The organism is Lactococcus sp. KTH0-1S, from assembly GCF_052544945.1.
The window spans coordinates 1426567-1447470 of record NZ_CP195165.1; the positions used below are offsets into that span (position 1 = coordinate 1426567).

Below are 20904 nucleotides of genomic sequence, written 5' to 3' on the forward strand. Positions count from 1 at the left end.
CTTATCTGATAATTTCTAGAATTTCTTTTTGATGAACTTGTTGATCACTAATGACCAAGCTGTCACTAAATTCAGCAACTAATTCGTCAGTAATTTCGCGATTAGAATAAAGATGAGCAATGACTTCACCGGCACTCACTTTATCTCCTACCCTTTTCGTCAGAGTAACGCCTGCTTCAAAATCAATATCATCAGTCTTAGTTGCACGTCCTGCTCCTAATTTCATAGCAAGAAGACCAATTCCTAAGGCTTTTTCTTCACTAATAAATCCTGATTTATCTGCTTTAATTTCCACTTGATATTTTACTTGAAGAGGAGCTGTCAAATAATCAAAGGCAGTTGGGTCACCACCTTGAGCCTTGACCATTTCAACAAATTTTCCGTAAGCTAAACCATTAGTAAAATGCTCTAAAATTTCAGGAATTGATTTTTCAAGTCCCGCAAGTTGCAGCATAATTTGGGCGAGTTCCGCAATAAATTCTTGGAATTCCTTTGGCGCTTTTCCTTGTAGAGTATGAACTGCTTCAGTCATTTCATTTCGATTTCCGATAGCAAAACCAAGAGGCTGACTCATATTTGTGATGACAGCGACGGTTTCTCGTCCTACAGATTTACCAAGGTCAACCATTGTTTGAGCGAGAAGGCGAGCATCTTCAACTGACTTCATAAAAGCCCCATCACCTACAGTTACATCTAGTAGAATGGCGTCAGAGCCTGCGGCAATTTTTTTGGACATGACAGAACTAGCAATTAGAGGAATAATATCAACAGTTGCTGTGACATCTCGAAGAGCATAGAGTAATTTATCGGCTTTAACAAGTTCATCGGATTGCCCAATTATGGCAATTCCTGTTTCTTTGACCTGATCAATAAATTCTTTTTCCGTTTTTTCAAATTTGAAGCCAGGAATTGACTCCAATTTGTCCAAAGTTCCTCCCGTATGTCCAAGCCCACGACCAGACATTTTCGCAACAGGAACCCCAAATGACGCTACAAGCGGAGCTAAAATAAGTGTTACTTTATCACCCACTCCACCAGTAGAATGTTTATCAACCTTGATTCCGGCAATATCAGTCAAATCGAATTCTTTTCCTGAATGAACCATTGCCATCGTGAGATGAGCAGTTTCTTCTGTTGTCATCCCTTTAAAATAAATTGCCATCGCAAGTGCTGACATTTGATAGTCTGGCACGATTCCTTTGACATAATTTTCAATCATCCAATCGATTTCAGCTTGGCTAAATTCACCACCATCTCTTTTCTTTTGAATGAGATCAACCATCCGATAGGTCATAGGCTCCTCCTCGTTTTATCTTATCAATAATTATATATTTTTATAACTTCTTAAAATAAAGTATCCTTTATCTCTGGCTACAAGCTGACAATTACCAAATACTTCTTCCATTTTCTTTTGAGCAGACGGGGCACCCTGTTTCTTTTGGATAACAATTGTCAAATGCCCTCCATCATTTAAGTGACTAAAAGCACCAGCTAAAATTTTATGGACCACTTCTTTACCGGCCCTAATTGGCGGATTCGAGATAATCGCATCATATTTTTCACTGACAGACTCATAAATATTTGAAAGTTCAATTTTACTGTTACTGACAGCATTGTTAATCGCGTTTTGACGGCATAAATCAAGTGCACGACTATTAACATCAACCATTGTCACATCTAAATCAAACTTTTTAGCTAAGGTTAACCCTAATGTTCCATAACCACACCCAACATCTAAAAGACTTTTTGCACTTTCAGGTTGATAGTTTTCTAATAAAACACGAGAACCATAATCAATTCCATTTTTTGAAAAGACACCACGATCCGTTTTAAAACGCATTGACTGACCTAATAATTCAACTGTTAAGGTCTGGAAGTCATGCGATAAATCTTGATTGTCTTCATAATACATATTTGTTTTAACCATTAATTTTATTTTAACATAAAAGCCCTTTTTTATCTTAAAAAAATTTTTAGAACTTCTACTTATTTTGTAATCTCTTACACTTTTACTGACAGAAGTGTAAAAATCTTGTCAGTAACTTATTTAATACGCTTACAGATTTATTAGTTTTTTTACCTTGATAAGCCAAAAATATGATAAAATATTTGTCATGAATGAATTCATTAATTTTGACGAAATTAGCCGAAAAACATGGCAAAATCTTTATAATACTTCAATTGCTCCCTTAACACATGATGAGTTAGAGTCAATCCGCTCACTCAATGATGAAATCAGCTTACAAGATGTGGAGGACGTCTATTTACCACTGATTCATCTTCTTCGCTTATATAAAAAAAATTTAGAAGACATGAGTTACTCTAAGGGACTTTTCTTACAAAAAATTGTCAAAACTCCCCCACTCATCATTGGGATTTCTGGCTCAGTCGCCGTTGGAAAATCAACGACTGCAAGGCTTCTCCAACTTCTCCTTTCACGTGCCTTTCCAAAATTAACCGTTGATTTAGTGACAACCGACGGCTTTTTGTACACGACTAATGATTTAAAAAATATGGGGATTCTCGACCGCAAAGGTTTTCCAGAAAGCTATGATATGGAAAAATTAACAAGTTTTCTTTATCACGTCAAAAATGGTGAAAAATTTGAAGTTCCGATTTACTCACATGAAACTTACGATATTTTACCCAACCAAAGTCAAATCATTGACAGCCCTGATATTCTCATTGTAGAAGGAATTAATGTGCTTCAAAATCCACAAAATCAACTGCTTTATATCAGTGATTTTTATGATTTTTCAATTTATGTCGATGCTGACGAAAAACTCATTGAAAAATGGTACCTCGAACGTTTTGACAGCCTTTTAAAATTAGCTAAATATGACCAGACAAATTTCTATCATCAATTTACAAAAATGCCAGAAGATAAAGTAATCAATCTAGCCCGTGAAACATGGGCACGTGTCAATCGTGTCAATCTCAGAGAATATATTGAGCCCACAAGAAATCGGGCAGAAATTATTCTTCACAAAACAGAAAATCACTATATTGACAAAATTTACCTGAAAAAATTCTAAAAAAAATACTGACAAATCTGTCAGTATTTTTATTGTCTTCAATTTTACTGACAGAACTGTCAGGCAAGATTAGAAATAATCTGCTGTATCATCATTTGGAAAAACAAATTTCTTTAAGACAAAGACACCAATAATTAATATCAGAATAGCACTAGCAATCAATAATACTCCAACCAATCGTTCATGATAGGTTAACAACAGTCGAATCAGTGAAGTAATCCCGAGTGATAAGAGGAAAATTAATGACACATGTCCTTTATTTCTCAATGAAGTGATAATCAAAGTTAAAAATTCAAAGAAGATAAAGAAGGAGAGAATACTTTCCAAAATATCATAATAATGAACCTCACTCTCAGAAAGAAAAGCAAGTAAAACAAGATTATAAACTTCTCTAAATAGAAAATAAACCATCAAAAGCCCTACTACCATAAGCAACATAAAACTAATTTTCGATAGTAGATTGGCAAATTTCAGTTCAATATGATTAAAAAAATTTTTCATAGGCGCTCTCCTTCTTGTCTCATCTTTAAAATATTTCTGTCAGTAAATTAGGCTTATAAATCTGAAGATTGGACATAGCCCTGAACGAATTCGTCAATTTCAATATAAATATAGCACTTCTTATCACTAATTTTTTTTCTGATTTCCGCTTCAATTTGATTAATAATTTCATAATCTTCTAAGACAAGTTGACTCACCAAATCAATTTTTGCTGCAATCAAAATCTCTGTTGGGCCAAGGTGAACTGTTTTAACATTAATTACTCGTTCTACTTCAGGACGCTCAAAAGCTATCAAAATCTTTTCTAAATCACTATCTGTCACACGTTCACCAACAATTAAACTATAGAATTCTCTTGTCAAGAAAATCGCTGCTGCCATAAGCAAGAACCCAATCAATAACCCACTAATTGCATCAAAAACAGGATTTCCCGTCACCATCGTCAAAACAGTTCCTAAAAGCGCTAAAAGTAAACCAATAATTGCGCATAAATCCTCAGCAAAAATAACTAAAATTTCACTGTGACGACTTTCATGTAAAAACTTAAAGATTGGTAATTTTTCTGTATTCAATTCACTAATTTCTTTAAAAGCCACTCTTAATGATGAACCTTCAATTGCCATCCCAATCAACAAGATTCCAATAACAATGCCCGCATTTTCAACACTGTGTGCTGGATGAACCAACTTATCATAGGCCTCCATTACACCAATGACACCCCCACCAAAAAAGAGGAATGTTGCCACTATCATACTAAAGAAATATTTTGCCCTAGCTTCGCCAAATTGATGGAGATTAGTGCTCGCTTGTCTTGAACGACGGTCACCAAACAAAAGTAAAATCTGATTCCCACAATCCACCACTGAGTGAATACTTTCGTTAAGCATCGCTGCTGAGCCAGATAAACCAAATCCAATAAACTTACTGATTGCAACCAGAACATTAGCCCCAAGTGCCGCAAAAACCGCAAACATCCCTGAAGATTTTTTCTCTTCCATAACTTTCTCATTTCCTATTCAATATATCTTAATTATAACATAAGCCCTTATTTAAGATTTAATTTGTAACTTTTAAGTCAAAAATAAAGAAAACTAAAAGGCTCTTCCTACAAAGAAAGAACCTCTAAGAGAATAAATCATCAAAATCCATTCCCTAATACTATGTAAGAAAAGACGTCAAATAAATTTCAGTAATTAATATTCATTCAACTAGAATAATAATACAACATTTACAAAAAAGTGTCAATACCTTAACGCTAATGTTTTAGTGAAAAATTATTTCTAAAATTTCTTATTCTTTTTGACCCTCTAAAATCAAAATTTCAAGTTCTTTTTTCTCACGATTCAATTTTTCTAAACGATAAGCTAAACTATTTTTATTGTCTTTTTCTTCGATTCCTAACAAAAATTCAATTGACACATTAAAATAGTTTGCCATTTCAAAAACACGACCAACACTCGGTTTTTTCTTATACTTATAATTTTTCAAAGTATTCCGAGGATAACCAAGTTCCCGCTCAACTTGATTAAAAGATTTATGAGCATCTTTAATCAACAACTTTAATCTTGAGTAAACAAACAAATATTCATGTTCCATAATAATAATCCTTCTTTTTTAATTTTTTATAGATAAGTTTTCAATAAGTGAATAAAATAAATTCAAAGAAACATTCAAATTCACTCTTCACTAATTTCTTCATCCTCTTCCCAATTCCAAGCCCGAGAAAATTCCTGATTTTGGAAAAGTGAAGCCAAACCACTCAACTGTTTTAAACGAAGCAACTCTTCTTTATCCATTCCAATATGTTTCATAATCCACTGGTCACTCAACCCCGATTCTACCAATTGTTGAACAATTTCCGTCATCAATTCGATTGAATGTGTTCCCCTAGCACGATTATGTCGAATGGTACTAGCAATTCTATCTTCAAGTGGACGATCAATAATCGACACAGGTAAACAATTGCCTTCTCGTTTAGCAATTTCTTCAGAGTTTTTCATAACAAGATAACGATGAAAACCATCCACAATTTCATAAAAATCCTGTTCTTTATCGTAATAACAAACGATAGGCATTGTATAACCATCTTCCAAAATCGACCGTTCAAGTAGTTGAAATTCAGGAGGTGCTGTTCGGTTTGGATTATAAGCATTTGCTCTAATCTTCTCAATTGGTACTCGCCTGATATCATAAGCTGGACTTATAAAAATGTCTCCCATTTTTCCATTGCCTCTTGTTTTTTCTGTAATTCATCCTTTGTTTGACCAAACCCCATATACTGACAAGAAGTATCATTCTTTAAAATCGTGATACACATGCGTTTGTATGAAGGAACCAACCTAAAATTTTTAATTGGCACATCATCTGGATAATCTTTAAAACGAATCACTTCGTATCTTTGCTTATATTTGCGCTTATTTGTTGGTGGACCCAAACGTTCAAAGTCCGAGCCAAGCTCCTCTAACTCATCAATCACATTTTCTGGTAAAGCTCCCCCAGTTTTCATCCAATAATCCATTGAAGATTTAAATTTTTTAAGATAAACCTTTCGAGTTTCCTCTGGCAATGTCTTAAGTAAAAATTCAACATAAGATTTCCAAGTATGTCCTTTAGGGAGCACAGCTCCCCGGTAACCCATTGCTGCAGTTCCACCATAAAGCGCTGCAAAATTTGCTCCATTAACACGACCAACTAATTTTCCCCAAGTTGCTGGTTCTAAAGCCTGATAGAGTTTTAATGAATGCACCCCACACTGATGGAAAGGATTAGCAACCCTCATTGATTTATAAGGAACTCCCGCCTGATAGTACAAATCATAAAGATGATTATAATCAAGCTCAAATTTAGCATTAGCTCGCCAGATATCTTCAAATAACCAATCATACATTGGATAAAAATTAAAGACATCTTGACTAATACGATGGCTATAATTAGTCGTTCCAAAACGAGAAAAAGTCTCCTCGCGCGTCACCGCATTATAACGATTTAAACTTTCCTGAGCACGAATTCCTACCAAAACAGCCGTTCGTACGACCTCTTTTTCTCGATGAAGCCATTGGCAAAACTTACTTTGAAACTCATAATCAGACATTCCAACTTTAAAAAATGGAAATTCTTGATTTTCTAAACAAATAGCTTCTGGAGGAATTGAATTCAACCAAAGTTCATGATGTTCTGGGTCCCAAGGCAACCAAGTTGATTGTGACATCGAAATTCCACAAGAAGCCGATACAGGAAGACATACGTGATAGTAATCAAATTCTGGATATTTTCCCATTGAACGTTCAATATAATCTTTAGTTTCTTGATAATTTCCCTCATAATCCAAATAAAAAACAGAAACTTTTATCCCTTTTTTTATCCAATCATGACTTTCATAATAAAGCCGAACCAATTCCAACATCAAACCCGAATCCTTACCGCCAGAAAAGGAAATAATCAGATGGTCAAAATAACCACAAATATATTCTAGTCGATGATTAAATGCTTCATAAACATTTTCATTTTGATAAACTTTCACCTCGTCTTTCCTTTCCATTATTGATTTCATTTTCCCAAAGCGCTTCGTTAAAACTATCAACAATTATATATTACAAGAAAGCAAAGACTTTGTAAAAGTTTTTATGAAACTAAAAAATAATCAAAACAATTAATTTCTTAATAAAATAATGATATACTATTTCAAATACTAAAAAAATTATCTATAATAGATTATTTTTAATTATTGCCTATTAAGCAAATAATTTTAAAAAGAAAGGATTTTATACTCCTCCAAGTATAAAATAGAAGCATCATGACAAAAGATACGAAAGAAATTATTATTCGCACTCTCTTAAATATCGCCTCCGAATCTCAAAAAGTAACTATTGAAGAAATCTCTAAACGGTCACACATTACCCGTACAACGATTAAAAATAATTTTAAAACGGGCGTTCCCGGAATTGTCGAATACATCTATCTGAATATTGTAGATGAAGTTAATGAGCGTTTACTTCAATATAACTGTGAAGATGTTACTATGGAGCTATACTATAAAAGTGGACAGAAAATTGTGTGTTATAATCTGTCTATTAAGACACAAAAATGAAAGGACTTTTATGTCAGGTTTTAAACGTTACGACGAGGATTTCAAACAATCGCTCGTTAATCTCTATCAAACTGGTAAAACACAAACTGAACTCTGTAAAGATTATGGGGTATCTTCTTCTGCACTTGCAAAATGGATTAAGCAGTACTCTCAAGTGCGTCTTGAAGATAATACGGTGTTGACTGCTAAACAGATTCAAGAATTACAAAAAAGGAATGCCCAACTAGAGGAAGAAAATCTGATCTTAAAAAAAGCGAGTGCCATATTCATGCAAAACTCCAAATGAGATTAAAAGCCGTCTATCGACTCCGATTTGAACACACGACAGTTATGCTCTGTCGTGTTTTACATGTCAATCGTTCCACCTACTATAACTTCATAAACAAGAGGCCTTCGAAGCGTGAAGTAGAAAATCAACGCTTGAGAAAATTACTCCTTGAAATTTATATGAAAGCCAAGAAAAGAATTGGAACGAGAGCTTTTAAAATCATTCTTCTGCGTGATTATGGCGTTAATATTTCTGAAGGCCGTATCTTAAGACTTCTCAAGTCTATGACACTCCCTAAAATGTCAACCATCAAACCTCGTTTTAAATCAAATAAATCTCCTGTATTTTCTTCTGGTAATCTGCTTAAACAAGAATTTAACCCGAACTCCCCGAATCAAGTTTGGACAACTGATTTCACTTATATCTCTATAGGACCTAAGCGACATGTTTATCTCTGTGCTATCCTTGACCTCTACTCAAGGAAATGTATCGCGTGGAAAGTAAGTGATAGGATTGATGCCAAACTCGCCTGTGACACCTTAGAAACAGCTATAAATAAGAGGAAGCCTAAGGAACCAATTATCTTTCATTCGGATCAAGGAAGCCAATTTAAATCAGCTTCCTTTAGAAAGTTATTAGATGAGCATCAATTGCTTGCTTCTTACTCCAAGCCTGGATATCCTTATGATAATGCCGTCACCGAGGTCTTTTTCAAGTATCTTAAACAACGAGAAATTAATCGCAGAACTTATCACTCCATTCAAGAAGTTCAACTCTCTTGCTTTGAATACATCGAACAATTTTATAACAATTATAATCCTCATTCCGCCAACAATGGTTTAACTCCAAATCAGAAAGAAGAAAATTATTTTAAGAAAATATAGCTCATTTTGTGTCTAAATATTTGACATTAGTCCACTTTGGTTAGAAGCCGATATTCCCATTGCATATGAAAAATTCCGTCCAAAATTTATCTTTTTTATGAGCACTTCAATCAATGAGCTTATTTTTAAAGGAACAAAATAAAAAACGTAAATCTTTCGATTTACGTTTTTCTTATTATGTTTGTTAACTTAAGGGGCAATCCGTTTTCTGGCTGCTCGTTTTCTACCCATTTCAATTTGTTCTTCTTTTTTCTTGATAGGATTGATAACTTTTGTTTTAATGCCAATAGCAGTGGCAGCAAGTCCAGCTATCAAAAGTGCATTCCCTGCCAAAAAGCCTTTAATAAATGTACGATTCATTTGTCTCTCCTCCTAGTTTTATAGATAAACAGCCAAATAATAAAACTTTAGTAAAATTTCCTCATTCGACTCTACAAAATTATTTTAACATAAATGTTATAAATCTAAAAATAATAAACTTAGAATGAAATAATAAAAAACCTTCTAACTATAATGCTAGAAAGTTTTCATTAAATCTAAATCTTCGTTGATTATTTAAACCATTTATCAACTTCTTTTTGATGATCTTTAATCCAATTTTTGGCAGCTTCTTCTGGTGTTTTACCATTTTGAATATCAAGCATGACAGCTTCCATATCCTTAGTTGTCCAATTAAATTTATCTAAAACTTTATAAGCTTCTGGATTTTCTTTCTTCAAACCTTTACGAACAATGGTATTAATATTTTCTGAAGTTCCCATTGTTCCTTTTGGATCAGCCAAATATTTCAAATCATATTTGTTAAACATCCAATGAGGTGACCAACCAGTAATGACAATATCTTTATGTTGTTTGATTGCTTCACCAAGAGCTACAGTCATAGCACCTGATGATGAAGGAACAAGTTTCCAATCTTTAAGATTATCATAGCTATTAAGCGTTTTTTCACTCGCAGCCATTACACCTGCACCTGGTTCAATACCTGTGATTGTCTTATTCGCTTGATTTGTTAAATCTTCAATTGAATTAACATTCATATAACTTGGAACAACAAACCCAACTTTAGCGCCTTTAAGGTTAGGACCTAACAAATCAACAGATTTACCATATTTTTGCCATTGTGTTTTATGAGTATTTGGTAACCAAGCAGAAACCATTCCATCTGCTTGACCATTGGCTACCGTTTGCCAAGCCACTGCATTATCTAAAGCTGTCGTTTTTACATCAAAGCCATGTTCTTTCATCGCTTGAGTCAAAACATTGATTGATGCAACTTCTGAATCCCAGTTCATATAAACTAAGTCAACTTTTTTATCAGAGGCTGTTTTTCCAAAAGACATTCCTGAAAAGGCACCAACAATTAAAGCTAACAATGAAACTAAGGCAATTCCACGTTTCCATTTTTTAACTGTAGGATTTCCCTGTTTTTCAAGAGGAGAAACATTAAGTTTTTGTGTAAAGCGGTCAATAATAATAGCCAAAATAACTAATGAAATCCCACTTACAAACCCTTTACCAATATCAGCTGATTGAACGGCTGCAAGTACACCACGACCTAAGCCAGGCGCCCCAATCATAGAAGCGATAACAACCATAGAAAGAGCTAACATAATCGTTTGGTTAACACCGGCCATAATCGTTCCTTTAGCCAAAGGAAATTCCAATTTAAAGAGCTTTTGACGGGCAGTTGAACCAAATGAATCTGCCGCTTCAACTAATTCTGTTGAAACTTGACGAATTCCCAAGTTAGTCATTCTGACTGTTGGTGGAAGTGCAAAGATAACAGAGGCAAATACCCCAGGAACAACTCCAATTCCAAAGAATGCAACCGCTGGAATCAAATAAACGAAACCAGGCATTGTTTGCATAAAGTCCAAAATCGGTTGAACGATCTTAGCCACTAAATCAGATTTGGCCATCCAAATCCCTAAAGGAACTCCAATGATGATTGACAATAAACTTGAAAGTAAGACAAGTGTGATTGTACTCATCAAATCTGACCATAAGCCCTGGTTAGCAATTAAAGAAAGACCGATGAAAGTGAATAAAGGAAAGGCAATTTTTTTACCTGAAACCAAAATGGCAAGGATAGTAACAACAGCAATCATCAACCAGAATGGAACAGCAGTTAAAGCTCCCGTAATTCCATTCATCAATACTGTTCCGGATTTTTGAATCACATCAAATCCTGAACTAAAAGTACTAGTAATCCAATCTGTTGCCGATGACACCCAGTTTGCTATGGGTACTTGTCCAATAGCTAAATCAATCATTTATTCTCCTCCTCTTTTTCAATCTCCTCTACTTCGTCCTCATCAGGAATATCAGCTAAGGCCTCTAAAACACTTCCTCGAATCAATACACCTTTAAGGAATCCATTATCATCAACAACTGCTAAAGGCGTTGGGGCATCATAGATAATTGGCAAGATATCTCTTACAAGCATTTCTTTAGAAACTGTTCCAACATCTGTAGTCATCACATCTTTTAATGGTTGATTATTTTTTCTAGCAGCAATAGCTTGTTCACTCGTAACAACACCACGGAATTGACGCTTTTTGTCAACAGCCATTAGAGAGCTGACCTCTTCAGTCTTCATCTTCTTCAAGGCAACGCTAGGTCCATCAACATCAATGTTAGTAGTTAAAGCTGGAATCATAATATTCTCTGCTGTAATAACTTTTGCACGATCTACATCTTCTACGAAAGTTTTAACATAATCATTTGCTGGATTGGTCAAGATTTCCTCACCAGTACCAATTTGCATGATTTTACCATCTTTCATGATTGCGATGCGGTCACCAATACGAAGGGCTTCGTTCAAATCATGAGAAACAAAGATAATTGTTTTTTGAAATTTTGCTTGAAGTTCAAGTAGCTCATCTTGCATTTCGCGACGAATCAAAGGGTCAAGAGCAGAGAAAGCTTCATCCATGAGCAAAATCTCTGGGTCATTAGCTAAGGCACGCGCAAGCCCAACCCGTTGTTGCATCCCACCAGATAATTGTTTAGGATACTGATCTTTAAAGTCTAACAAGTTTGCATTTTCTAAGGCCTTCTCCGCACGTTTGCGACGCTCATCTTTTGGTACATTTTGAACTTCCAAACCATACTCAGTATTTTCTAAAATTGTTCGATGTGGAAATAGACCAAAATTTTGGAAAACCATACTCATTGTTTTACGACGAACTTGAAGCAAATCTTCTTTATTTAATGTAGCAACATCTTGGTTGTCAATAAATATTTTTCCGCTCGTTGGTTCAATCAATCGGTTAAGCAAACGCAACAAAGTTGACTTACCTGAACCAGATAGACCCATGATGACAAAAATTTCACCCTCATTGATTTCAAAATTTGTATCATAAACCCCTACAGTTGCACCGGTTTTTTTCAAAATTTCATTTTTGGGCTCACCTTTTTCAACCATTGTTAATGCGGTTTTAATCCGTTTGCCAAAAATTTTAGTTAAATGTTCAATTTTTATTTTTACTGGCAAAATAGCTCTCCTTTACTCTAACACAAGGAAGCTTAAAACTTTTTTAGAAATATAAATTCTAAATAAATAAGTTAATTAATAATTAGAAGTTTTAAGTTTCACAAGTGATTTTCTTATTTAAAGTGACCACTCAATAATAACAATATGTAGTCACTATGTCAACTAACTAAACTTGAACTTAAAAAAAGGCATCGTTTTGTAAACGATGTCTTAGTTGCCATAAAAGAAATTTTGGACAATTTGTCCTGTATCAGAAGCACCCACAAAATATAAGGTATCTCCTTGATTTAAAGTTGCGTACGGTCCTGGCGAAACAATTAATTCTGCATTTTGCAAAATGGCAACAACTGTCGCCCCTGTATTTTGCCAAAGATTCATTTCTCCTAGGCTCAGTCCGAACTTTTCAGAGCCTTTTTCCAGTTCAAATTCAATAGGAGTTAAAGGATTTGTTTTTTGAAAATGCTCAGTTTGGTCAACCAATTTATCCAAAATGGATGAAAAATTAGCTAATTCTCTTCTCTGACTCTCCACACTCTGCATGATTTGTGTCCGTAAATCTTGCATTGTTTCCACTTCTTGATATTGAGCCAGATATTCCTGTGCCTTTTGCTTTGAAGCAATATTCACTCCGCTCCCATGAACAGGGTCAACTATTCCCAAGTCACTTAGAACATTGATTGCTTTACGTGCCGTTTCGGGTGAGACAGCAAAAGTTGTTGCAAGAGTTGAACGAGCGTATATTTTTTGTCCAACTTTAAGTTCATTACGTACAATTCTTTCAGCAATTTGTAATGCAATCTGCTGATATCTTGGTTGTCTCGCTATGCGCATCTAATTCTCCTCATCACAAGTCATTAAAAATCTATTATTACCTGAACAAAATGAAATTCTTTCATATTATAGCGCTTTATCATTTATTTTTCAATCTATACCATTTAGTAAGTTTTCTCAAACTCCTAAGCCAAATATATTTTTAATAATCCTTTTTTTGCTGAAATTTTTAACAAAAAGAAGCTATAACAACAATTGTTATAACTTTTCTTTTTCTATTTAGATTTTTTTGCAGAATATATCCTTTGATCTCCTATTCCCTCTGTAATTGGAGAACGATAGTCAATATTCTTTTTGTTTGCATCGTCAATAAGGGCCTGCCAAGCTTTCCAGACATTTTCTTCAGAATAGCGTCTAGCTAATTCATAAGACTGAGTAGACATTTTTTGTAGTTTATCTTCCTGTGTAAACAGTTCAACTAAACGGTCAGCCATTTCTTGAATTCCCTCATAAGGTACAACAAAACCATTTTCTCCATCCACTATCAACTCATTTGGGCCATAGTTTACATCATAAGTGACACCAACCATCCCATGGCTTATTGCCTCCATGAGAGATAAATTAAACCCTTCCATGATTGAAGCTAAGGCATAGACTTGGAAATCTTTTTGCAGCTCCCCAACATTATTAGCATACTCGAATTGATGCACTGCTTCTTCCATATGATATTCTTTTATTGCAGCATTAATGGCCTTTTGTGCAGAATCATCATCTCGATGATCAACATAACCATAAAAATCTAGTGTAATATCTGGAACAGTTTGTCTTGCAATCCCTATCGCCCTAATAATATGATCAATTCTTTTTTCAGGTGCAACACGTGCAGTAACTAAAACGCTATGCACTCTACGCTCCTTCATATCAATCCGCTTTTCTGAAAAAACTTCATTTGGAACTACTCCAACAGGAATAGTAAATAATTTGCTTTGAGGATTAAATCGTTTTGAAACATCAAGTGTTTGTTTTTCTGTTGCTGAAACAATAGCATCGTAACCATTTGAATTCATCAATCCAAATTCATAAAAGTTATTCATAACCGAGTGCATCGGCTCTTGAGCATCACCAGCATGTGAGTTATGCAAATGAAGAACCGTATAGGCAGGACGATCCAAGTTCAATAAAGCCCAATCCGCCAAATGTGTTCTATCCATGATAAAAATATTTGCTTTATCATCTTGCCAATACTCTTCGTTTAATAAATTAAGAAAATGGAGCGTTAACTCATCAATATTAGTAAAATTATAAATTGCCCCATCAGCACCATTCAGACGCCAACCACTTTTGGTATACTTGTGATTTCCATCATATTTATTAAATGTTTCCAACACTGGCTTGCCGTTGATATCCATCCAAACTTCTGTGCCAATCTTGTTATCAGGTGTATACCATTGACTTAAACTCAAAAAACCTCGAAAATCATAAAAGTCAACTCGATAAAGATTTCCAAACCCATCGAAAAATTCTACAGCACTTACTCGTTCAAGAGGATCTTCGCCAAAATATCGAACACGAGCAATAAGTTGTTGTCCTTGAAAGACAAGATATCTAAATTGATTAGGTTCCTTATTATAAGTTAAAGAATCGACTCCAAAATCTAAATCTTCAACATGGAGGATTTTTTCCTCTACAAGTTCTGCTTTCTGAAAAAAATCAAACATACATAAAGTTTCTGAATTTGAGATGCCTACTTCACCTAAAAAGCGATGAATATTAGGATTCCATTCTCGAAAAACAAGTTTAAAAGCCTCATTATTTTTTCGAAATAATGCCGCACGTTTAAGCTGTGCATGCTCTATCCCAGAATTTTTTTGATTAAATGTTGAGTTAATAAAAAATAACATGATTCCTCATTCCTTTATTTGATTATCTTATGAATAAATTATCAGCAATAATCTTCTCATTAAGCCACTGTCCCCAAACAGCTTCTTCGCTATACTCTTTTGCCTTTTCGTAAGCAGAGCGAGAAAACTTGTCCCAATTTGCTTTTGATTGAATAATTTCTGCAATAGAGTCAGCAGCAGTTTGAATTGCTCCATAAGGAACGAGGTATCCATTCTCCCCATTCTCTATCTGTTCAGTCAGCCCATACTTAACCTTATATGCTACAACTGGCACCCCATGATTTAAAGCTTCTAAAACGTTCATCCCAAACGCTTCTCCTTCCGAAGTGTTAAGTAAAAGTCCTGCATTATTTAAAGCAATTTCTAGCGCTTCCTCTGATTGGTAACCTTTAAAGTTAACAACATTTTTTAAATTATTAGTTTCTACAAGTTTTTCTAAATCTTTTTGAATCTCTGAAGGAGATGAATAGCCATAAAAATCAAGGCTTGTTTCCGGTAATCTGCGATAAACATTCGCAAAAATTTCTACAACATCAGCTGGTTTTTTCTCTGATGATAAACGCCCAACATAAATAATCTTATTTTTATTTCGAGAAGCTGATTTTTTAACTTTTTTAGCAAAAGTATCAGTGAGAGCTATGACCTGCTTAAAATCATAAAATTTAGTGATTTCATCTTTTTGTTGCTTAGTAGCAACAATTAACCCATCAAAATTATCTTTATACACAGTAAATAAATCATTAAGGTAATCCACCACTGATCTTGAAGCTCCTGCTTGCTGATTATTTTTTGAATGAGAATTATGTAAAAATTGCCATTTTCCTACTGCACCTTCCACACCTGCAACAGCGGGGATGAGTGATGGTCGATCATTTATAAATACGCTTGCTTCTTGACTTGCTATCTCATTCATGAAAAAAGTAAAGAGTTCTTCTTCTCGATTAAATCGTCTATTCTTACCTTTATAATTCAATAATTTATACATTGTTGGATTTAGAATCCCTTGAATATTCATATGTATGATTTCCAATTTAGGAGTTCCATTGATATCAAAAAAGATTTGCGGCCCTTGAGTTCCGTCTGGATGAAAGTATTGTGTAGAAGAAAGAAAACCTCTACGATCCCAAATATCTTTAGCTACTACATGATTCATCGAATCATTATATTCCATTGAACCAACTAATCCAACTGTCGCTGGTGCAATCATTACTTTAGCAATAGTTTTTCCAGCATGCTTAATCAGTGATTCATTAGCATCAATTCCTTCAATATGATATTTTCTTTTATTAATCTTGTTTGTGTAACGCACATCAACATCTCTTCCAGAAACATTTATTACATCTTGAAAATAATCATACATATTTATGACATCATCATGAGTTAAACCTACCCTCTTTAAATCTCCAGATAGTTGAGGATTGTAATTTCTTGTCAAAATTTTAGCTTCAACACGATGATTTTTGAACATTTTCAATCGTTTAATCGCTGAAAATTCTGTCCCAGAATTCAGGGTAAAAATATTCTCATTTACAAAATAATTCATTATCAATACCTTTCAGTTAGATATATTATTAAAACTGATATTAAGCAAGAGCTTTTAGCGCTTCTTTTTTTTCTATGTTTTGGTGTTGCTTTTCTATTTTCTCTATTTCAAGAATATCTTCGATAAAACTTGGTTTCTCACTGAGAATATTTGGTTGTTCTGGCGTTGGATAAGAAGAAACCAACTTTTCTACCTTATTCGGAGCTTCAATATTTTTTACGCTAGCTACTACAAGTGAAAATTCTAGTTCCTTTGGATTAAAATTGATTGGTACTTCTGGAAGAACAATTGCAATTCCTCCTTCATTAACAGATAAGAGATTTTGAACTCGTTTAAATTGATTAACTTTTTTCACGCTATTAATAAATGATGAACTTCCAGTAATCGTAGAAAGTAATTGTTTTACATTATCATCTAATGCACTTTTAAAGTAGGTTTTTAAATCAAGATCATTTGGTAGGGAGCTTTCTATTACAATTTTTCTTGTCGGAATACCTGTCATTTTTTCCATTGAATCCAATCGTTTTCTTAAATTACTAATACTTTGATCGTAACTGGAACGAATTTTGGTAAAATGTGTAATTGTATCTTCTAGGTTTTCATCAATCAAAGCTTGAATATGCTCAAGATAAACTTTATGAATTGTCACTTTTAATTCATCAACACTTTGTAAATGCGTTAAGTCTGAAACCTCACTCCCAAGACTATTCGCCAACACTTCAACATTGCGGTAAGAAGCACTATAAATATCCATGTAATTTGGAAGTGAATTAATTGCATTCATAATTTCTTGCAAACCATTCTTAGAATCTGACATTTTAGCAATGTTCTCATTTAATTTAATTGATTCATCCAAATATTGACGATAATCTTTAACTAATAAGGCGAAAACGTGCTCTCTATTTTCATATTCTATCTGCCACTCCTTGAAGTTGGTTAATAGCCTATTTAAGTAGTTTTCAATGTTTGTTCCACGATAAGCTATATCACTATTTCCCAAATCGATAAGTCTTTTCCCTCCAAGTCGTATAAAAATTGAAACCTGTTTTTGATATTCCGCCAATGCTTTAACAAGATCCTTAGCTATTACCTCAGTTTGGGAATAAAATCTGTGAAATGTTTCTGTCCATTTTGATAGTTCGAATTTTCTGGTTAATCTTATTGATGATTCATTAAACTCAATTTCAGGAATATTAAATTCATCTATAAAATTAGAACCGGTTGCTTCATTAATTGGGAAAGTAAACATATCATTTTTAAAGATAAATTGATTCAAATTATGCAAAGCAGTTTCAAAGTCATTATCTTTTTTTAGAACAATATTTCTTAAATCTAAACAATGATTAAATTCTTGAGTCAATCGATTATATAATTCCTGATTGGAATTATATTTTCTCATTTCTTCTTGATATTGCTTTTGAGCAGCCTCTCTAGATTTATCTAAAAATTGATAATCACTATAAATAACTTTGTATTGTTGATTTAGCTTTTCGAGTTGATTACTCATATTTGTATACTCAGATAATATTTTTTTATAAGAACTATTATACTGAGGATATTCGTCATGCCAATTTTTTGACTGTTCTTTTAAGCGTAAATAAATTTGCTCACCATTTTGGTAAGTTTCCTCTAAAGCTGAGAAATTATTTTCTACTTCAAACTTTAGTCCATCTTTTATGTCTGTCAACTTCTTAAGTTCTTTTTCAGATTCTTTATAGTTTACTAGAATGGATTCTTTATTTGCCGTTGCAATTCTGAGGAGGCCTGCAACATCAGAATATGCTTTTTTAACAATTTCAATATTCTCCTCGCTTTGAGCAAGCTTTTCTTTAGCAGTATCATAAGATTCCTTAGTGGAGTTATACCGAGTTTCAAAAGCTATATAATCATCTTTTATATTTTTGAAAGACGTTTGCTCTTTCTGGAATTCGAGTTCAAGTTTATCGTACTCCTGAGAAATAACTTTAAATGCTTCTTGTGATTGTCCCCGTTGGTGGTTTAGAAGCCCATATTTTGATTTCAACACTTCTAAAACCATTGTAATTTTTTTCTGAGCAGCCAATGTTTGTCTCAAAGAATCATTATAAACTTTTGACTTATCTTTCTTCTCTTCAACAAGGTTTTTCACTAGTTGATAGCTAGCACTGACTTGCTCAAAAACGCTTTTTTGTAGTTTAAACTTTTCTTCCAAAGGATAAAAATCTTTCGCCAAATTATCCACCCTACTTTTGGCTACATCCCTGTCACGGGTGATATAACCAATGACAGCCTTACTCGGATTTTTCAGACTATTCATTTCTTCTAGATTTTCTTTAAGTTCAGCATACTTACCATACTCTGTATCATAGCTTTTTTTGGAAATATTATAAGCAATAGCTACTGCTTCATAGTTTTTTTTGTGTTCTTTATATTTTTCTTCCATTGCAGCCAAAGAAGGCTCAACAAAACTATAAATTTCTTTTGAGGTTTTCGCTTCTTCTTCTGTATTCTTTATTTTTTTATCAATAGATTGAAGGTTTTGCTCGAATTTCTGTTTATTAGCTTTAGTTTTTTCAAAATCTTTGACTAGCATCTCCCAATCATTTTTTATGGTATTTGCATGGTGATATTTCTTACGTGATTCTTCAAAAGTTTCTTTCTTTTCCTGATAATTTTTTTTAAGTAAATCATAGACAGAGACAATCCCGTTCAAACGACTTTGTGTTGCTTTAAATACTTCTCTCTCTATCACCAATTTACCCTTTAACTCAACAAAAATATCGTTTTTTTCAGACTTTTTATCAATTAACTCTTGTACCTCATCGTTAATTTTTTTTAGAGCTATAGAGTGTTCTTCAAACTTTCTTTGAACTACTTCTCTATCTTGAATAATATTTTCATATTCTTCAGTGATTTCTTGATATTCCTTAAGACTTTGCTCATACTTTTGCTTTATTCCTTCGTATTTGACCATTTCAGAAGTATACTCTTCTTTTTTATCAGCCATCTTTTGAGAAAGTTGATTAAAATCTTCTAAACTACGATTTAATACTAGATATCCTTTTTTATATTCAGCTAAATCATTAAAGTATTTTTCTGAATGTTGTAGATATTTTTCAAGTAGTTGTTTGTGTGTTCTCAATTCTGAAGAATAGTTACTCCTTCCCACCATATTACTCACTTCCTTTTGCCGTATTGCCACTCCTAATTCTTTACTAGCTTTCAATTCAATTTGACTGTCAGGAATCTCCCTTGACGACGATTTTTGCTCTTTCGAATTTTTCAAGAACAAACTATTCAAAATATTAAGTTGTCTGCCTTGTTTCTTCATTAACGAACCCAACCTCTCTAATAAATAAAGTTTAAAAAATAATAATAATAAATAATAACATTAGGCAGATAGATATTTTTATCTATCCGCCTAAAATTGGAAAGGATTCGTTTCAAAAGATTAACTTAACTTTTAAAAATCCTTTATGTTACCAGGGAAGAGTTTGAGCTATCCACTCCTTAAAACCATCAGTATTAATTCCATACCACTGATTATTAATATCGGCGCTTTTCTCATTAACCTGTTTTTGAAGTTCTGGAGTCCAGCCAGAGAAAATATCAGAAACATTTTCGATCAGTATACGCTGTTCCTTTAACCATTTTTCCTCATCTATTGGCGAAAATTTTTGGGATTTCAAATACATATCTGTTAAATAGTTTTCAAAATCAGATTGTAACCTTTCAGGCTTCCATTTACGAATCATTTCAAACCAATGCCTGTTTTCTCTTGCCCAAATATGAGCTTGATAATTAAACATATTTTCAGAATTTCTTGTAATGGATTTAGGATTACATAACCACATGTAAACGACTTCTTCAAGGTAACATTTATCAGTTGATAGTATACAAGCCAAACCAACAAAATAAGTATCTTCATAAATTGGTAAATCAACCAAAAATCTTAAATTTATCATTTCTAAGTAAGTACGTTTATACCACTTTCCATAAACAGCTTTAACATCTTTATTATTATGAACTATGTAAGTATAGGGATTTCCGGCAACTTGTTCCCAATAACCGGCCAATATCATTTGATGGCCTTTATTAGCCGCATTATAAAACGGCCATAGTGCGCCCACATAGTAGAGAACATCATCAGCATCAATAAACATAATATATTCACTCTTAGAATGATCTATACCGTACTGCCTAGCAACACCCGGCCCACTACTTGATATTTCATGATAATTAATTTCAAGTTTGTCTGCTAAAACATCAAACTTTTTTAAATTAATTGGTTCTCCCCCATCATTAACAAGATGGATATCCAGTTGTGAAAGATCAATTCCAATCTGATTATAAATAGATGCTAACGGAAGCATTAGTTCCGATTCCGTCTGCCCCTTGAAAGGAATGATAATACTTACTTTTTTCATATTTTTTAGTTT

General features: G+C 33.6%; 17 protein-coding genes and 1 pseudogene. 3 read left to right on the forward strand and 15 right to left on the reverse strand.

Going from position 1 to position 20904, the window contains the following annotated elements; genetic code table 11:
• Position 1 precedes the first annotated feature (1 nt).
• Positions 2 to 1294: a pyrimidine-nucleoside phosphorylase gene (locus ACRYLU_RS06970; RefSeq protein ID WP_195927506.1), complete on the reverse strand. Its 1293-nt coding sequence runs from the start codon at positions 1292 to 1294 to the stop codon at positions 2 to 4.
• Between the two features lie 30 nt (positions 1295 to 1324).
• Positions 1325 to 1927: a class I SAM-dependent methyltransferase gene (locus ACRYLU_RS06975; protein ID WP_445080805.1), complete on the reverse strand. Its 603-nt coding sequence runs from the start codon at positions 1925 to 1927 to the stop codon at positions 1325 to 1327.
• Between the two features lie 187 nt (positions 1928 to 2114).
• Between ACRYLU_RS06975 and coaA the strand changes: the two genes are divergently transcribed.
• On the forward strand, positions 2115 to 3035 hold the full coding sequence (gene coaA / locus ACRYLU_RS06980) for a type I pantothenate kinase (protein WP_017864671.1): 921 nt from the start codon (positions 2115 to 2117) through the stop codon (positions 3033 to 3035).
• A 69-nt stretch (positions 3036 to 3104) separates the two neighbouring features.
• On the opposite strand, the gene psiE is transcribed toward coaA, so the two are convergent.
• The 5 genes from psiE to ACRYLU_RS07005 all read right to left on the reverse strand — a co-directional run bounded on the left by psiE (position 3105) and on the right by ACRYLU_RS07005 (position 7056).
• Entirely contained in the window at positions 3105 to 3536 is a 432-nt protein-coding gene (gene psiE, locus ACRYLU_RS06985) for a phosphate-starvation-inducible protein PsiE (protein WP_010905975.1), read from the reverse strand.
• A gap of 53 nt (positions 3537 to 3589) precedes the next feature.
• Positions 3590 to 4534, reverse strand: coding sequence for a cation diffusion facilitator family transporter (locus ACRYLU_RS06990; protein WP_098393634.1), 945 nt, complete (start codon positions 4532 to 4534; stop codon positions 3590 to 3592).
• A 292-nt stretch (positions 4535 to 4826) separates the two neighbouring features.
• On the reverse strand, positions 4827 to 5132 hold the full coding sequence (locus tag ACRYLU_RS06995; protein ID WP_129880891.1) for a helix-turn-helix domain-containing protein: 306 nt from the start codon (positions 5130 to 5132) through the stop codon (positions 4827 to 4829).
• 80 nt (positions 5133 to 5212) lie between these two features.
• Positions 5213 to 5755, reverse strand: a complete 543-nt coding sequence (locus ACRYLU_RS07000; protein ID WP_003130454.1) for an IbrB-like domain-containing protein — start codon at positions 5753 to 5755, stop codon at positions 5213 to 5215.
• On the reverse strand, positions 5737 to 7056 hold the full coding sequence (locus ACRYLU_RS07005) for a DUF3440 domain-containing protein (protein ID WP_445081381.1): 1320 nt from the start codon (positions 7054 to 7056) through the stop codon (positions 5737 to 5739). Before ACRYLU_RS07005 ends, ACRYLU_RS07000 begins: the two co-directional genes overlap by 19 nt.
• A gap of 273 nt (positions 7057 to 7329) precedes the next feature.
• Here ACRYLU_RS07005 and ACRYLU_RS07010 point away from each other — a divergent pair, with 273 nt between their 5' ends.
• Together ACRYLU_RS07010 and ACRYLU_RS07015 are read left to right on the forward strand one after the other, a co-directional pair.
• Positions 7330 to 7623, forward strand: coding sequence for a hypothetical protein (locus ACRYLU_RS07010; RefSeq protein WP_445080806.1), 294 nt, complete (start codon positions 7330 to 7332; stop codon positions 7621 to 7623).
• Between the two features lie 10 nt (positions 7624 to 7633).
• Positions 7634 to 8791, forward strand: a pseudogene (locus ACRYLU_RS07015) (IS3 family transposase).
• Between the two features lie 173 nt (positions 8792 to 8964).
• Here ACRYLU_RS07015 and ACRYLU_RS07020 read toward each other — a convergent pair.
• The 8 genes from ACRYLU_RS07020 to ACRYLU_RS07055 all read right to left on the reverse strand — a co-directional run bounded on the left by ACRYLU_RS07020 (position 8965) and on the right by ACRYLU_RS07055 (position 20892).
• On the reverse strand, positions 8965 to 9135 hold the full coding sequence (locus ACRYLU_RS07020) for a DUF3042 family protein (protein WP_021722758.1): 171 nt from the start codon (positions 9133 to 9135) through the stop codon (positions 8965 to 8967).
• A gap of 191 nt (positions 9136 to 9326) precedes the next feature.
• Positions 9327 to 11048: an ABC transporter permease/substrate binding protein gene (locus ACRYLU_RS07025; RefSeq protein ID WP_012898065.1), complete on the reverse strand. Its 1722-nt coding sequence runs from the start codon at positions 11046 to 11048 to the stop codon at positions 9327 to 9329.
• Positions 11045 to 12271 carry a quaternary amine ABC transporter ATP-binding protein gene (locus ACRYLU_RS07030; RefSeq protein ID WP_033901119.1) on the reverse strand — a complete coding sequence of 409 codons (1227 nt, stop codon included), beginning with the start codon at positions 12269 to 12271 and terminating at the stop codon, positions 11045 to 11047. The genes ACRYLU_RS07025 and ACRYLU_RS07030 overlap by 4 nt, the downstream gene beginning before the upstream one ends.
• A 210-nt stretch (positions 12272 to 12481) precedes the next feature.
• Positions 12482 to 13102, reverse strand: a complete 621-nt coding sequence (locus ACRYLU_RS07035; RefSeq protein WP_445080807.1) for a GntR family transcriptional regulator — start codon at positions 13100 to 13102, stop codon at positions 12482 to 12484.
• A gap of 215 nt (positions 13103 to 13317) precedes the next feature.
• Complete coding sequence (asp1, locus tag ACRYLU_RS07040; RefSeq protein WP_278227376.1) at positions 13318 to 14943, reverse strand: accessory Sec system glycosyltransferase Asp1; 1626 nt, start codon at positions 14941 to 14943, stop codon at positions 13318 to 13320.
• Positions 14944 to 14965: 22 nt separating this feature from the next.
• On the reverse strand, positions 14966 to 16486 hold the full coding sequence (gene asp1 / locus ACRYLU_RS07045) for an accessory Sec system glycosyltransferase Asp1 (RefSeq protein WP_109991055.1): 1521 nt from the start codon (positions 16484 to 16486) through the stop codon (positions 14966 to 14968).
• A gap of 40 nt (positions 16487 to 16526) precedes the next feature.
• The gene (locus ACRYLU_RS07050) at positions 16527 to 19796 is read right to left on the reverse strand and encodes a hypothetical protein (protein ID WP_445080808.1); all 3270 of its coding nucleotides are present in this window, start codon (positions 19794 to 19796) and stop codon (positions 16527 to 16529) included.
• Positions 19797 to 19944: 148 nt separating this feature from the next.
• Positions 19945 to 20892, reverse strand: a complete 948-nt coding sequence (locus tag ACRYLU_RS07055) for a glycosyltransferase family A protein (protein WP_445080809.1) — start codon at positions 20890 to 20892, stop codon at positions 19945 to 19947.
• Positions 20893 to 20904 lie beyond the last annotated feature (12 nt).

Coding starts and splice junctions, on each gene's coding strand:
- asp1 (WP_278227376.1), bottom strand. CDS start 14,943: ATGTTATTTTTTATTAACTCAACATTTAATCAAAAAAATTCTGGGATA.
- ACRYLU_RS07055 (WP_445080809.1), bottom strand. CDS start 20,892: ATGAAAAAAGTAAGTATTATCATTCCTTTCAAGGGGCAGACGGAATCG.
- ACRYLU_RS06995 (WP_129880891.1), bottom strand. CDS start 5,132: ATGGAACATGAATATTTGTTTGTTTACTCAAGATTAAAGTTGTTGATT.
- ACRYLU_RS07000 (WP_003130454.1), bottom strand. CDS start 5,755: ATGGGAGACATTTTTATAAGTCCAGCTTATGATATCAGGCGAGTACCA.
- ACRYLU_RS07020 (WP_021722758.1), bottom strand. CDS start 9,135: ATGAATCGTACATTTATTAAAGGCTTTTTGGCAGGGAATGCACTTTTG.
- psiE (WP_010905975.1), bottom strand. CDS start 3,536: ATGAAAAATTTTTTTAATCATATTGAACTGAAATTTGCCAATCTACTA.
- ACRYLU_RS06975 (WP_445080805.1), bottom strand. CDS start 1,927: ATGGTTAAAACAAATATGTATTATGAAGACAATCAAGATTTATCGCAT.
- ACRYLU_RS07035 (WP_445080807.1), bottom strand. CDS start 13,102: ATGCGCATAGCGAGACAACCAAGATATCAGCAGATTGCATTACAAATT.
- ACRYLU_RS07050 (WP_445080808.1), bottom strand. CDS start 19,796: ATGAAGAAACAAGGCAGACAACTTAATATTTTGAATAGTTTGTTCTTG.
- ACRYLU_RS06990 (WP_098393634.1), bottom strand. CDS start 4,534: ATGGAAGAGAAAAAATCTTCAGGGATGTTTGCGGTTTTTGCGGCACTT.
- ACRYLU_RS07025 (WP_012898065.1), bottom strand. CDS start 11,048: ATGATTGATTTAGCTATTGGACAAGTACCCATAGCAAACTGGGTGTCA.
- ACRYLU_RS07010 (WP_445080806.1), top strand. CDS start 7,330: ATGACAAAAGATACGAAAGAAATTATTATTCGCACTCTCTTAAATATC.
- coaA (WP_017864671.1), top strand. CDS start 2,115: ATGAATGAATTCATTAATTTTGACGAAATTAGCCGAAAAACATGGCAA.
- ACRYLU_RS06970 (WP_195927506.1), bottom strand. CDS start 1,294: ATGACCTATCGGATGGTTGATCTCATTCAAAAGAAAAGAGATGGTGGT.
- asp1 (WP_109991055.1), bottom strand. CDS start 16,486: ATGAATTATTTTGTAAATGAGAATATTTTTACCCTGAATTCTGGGACA.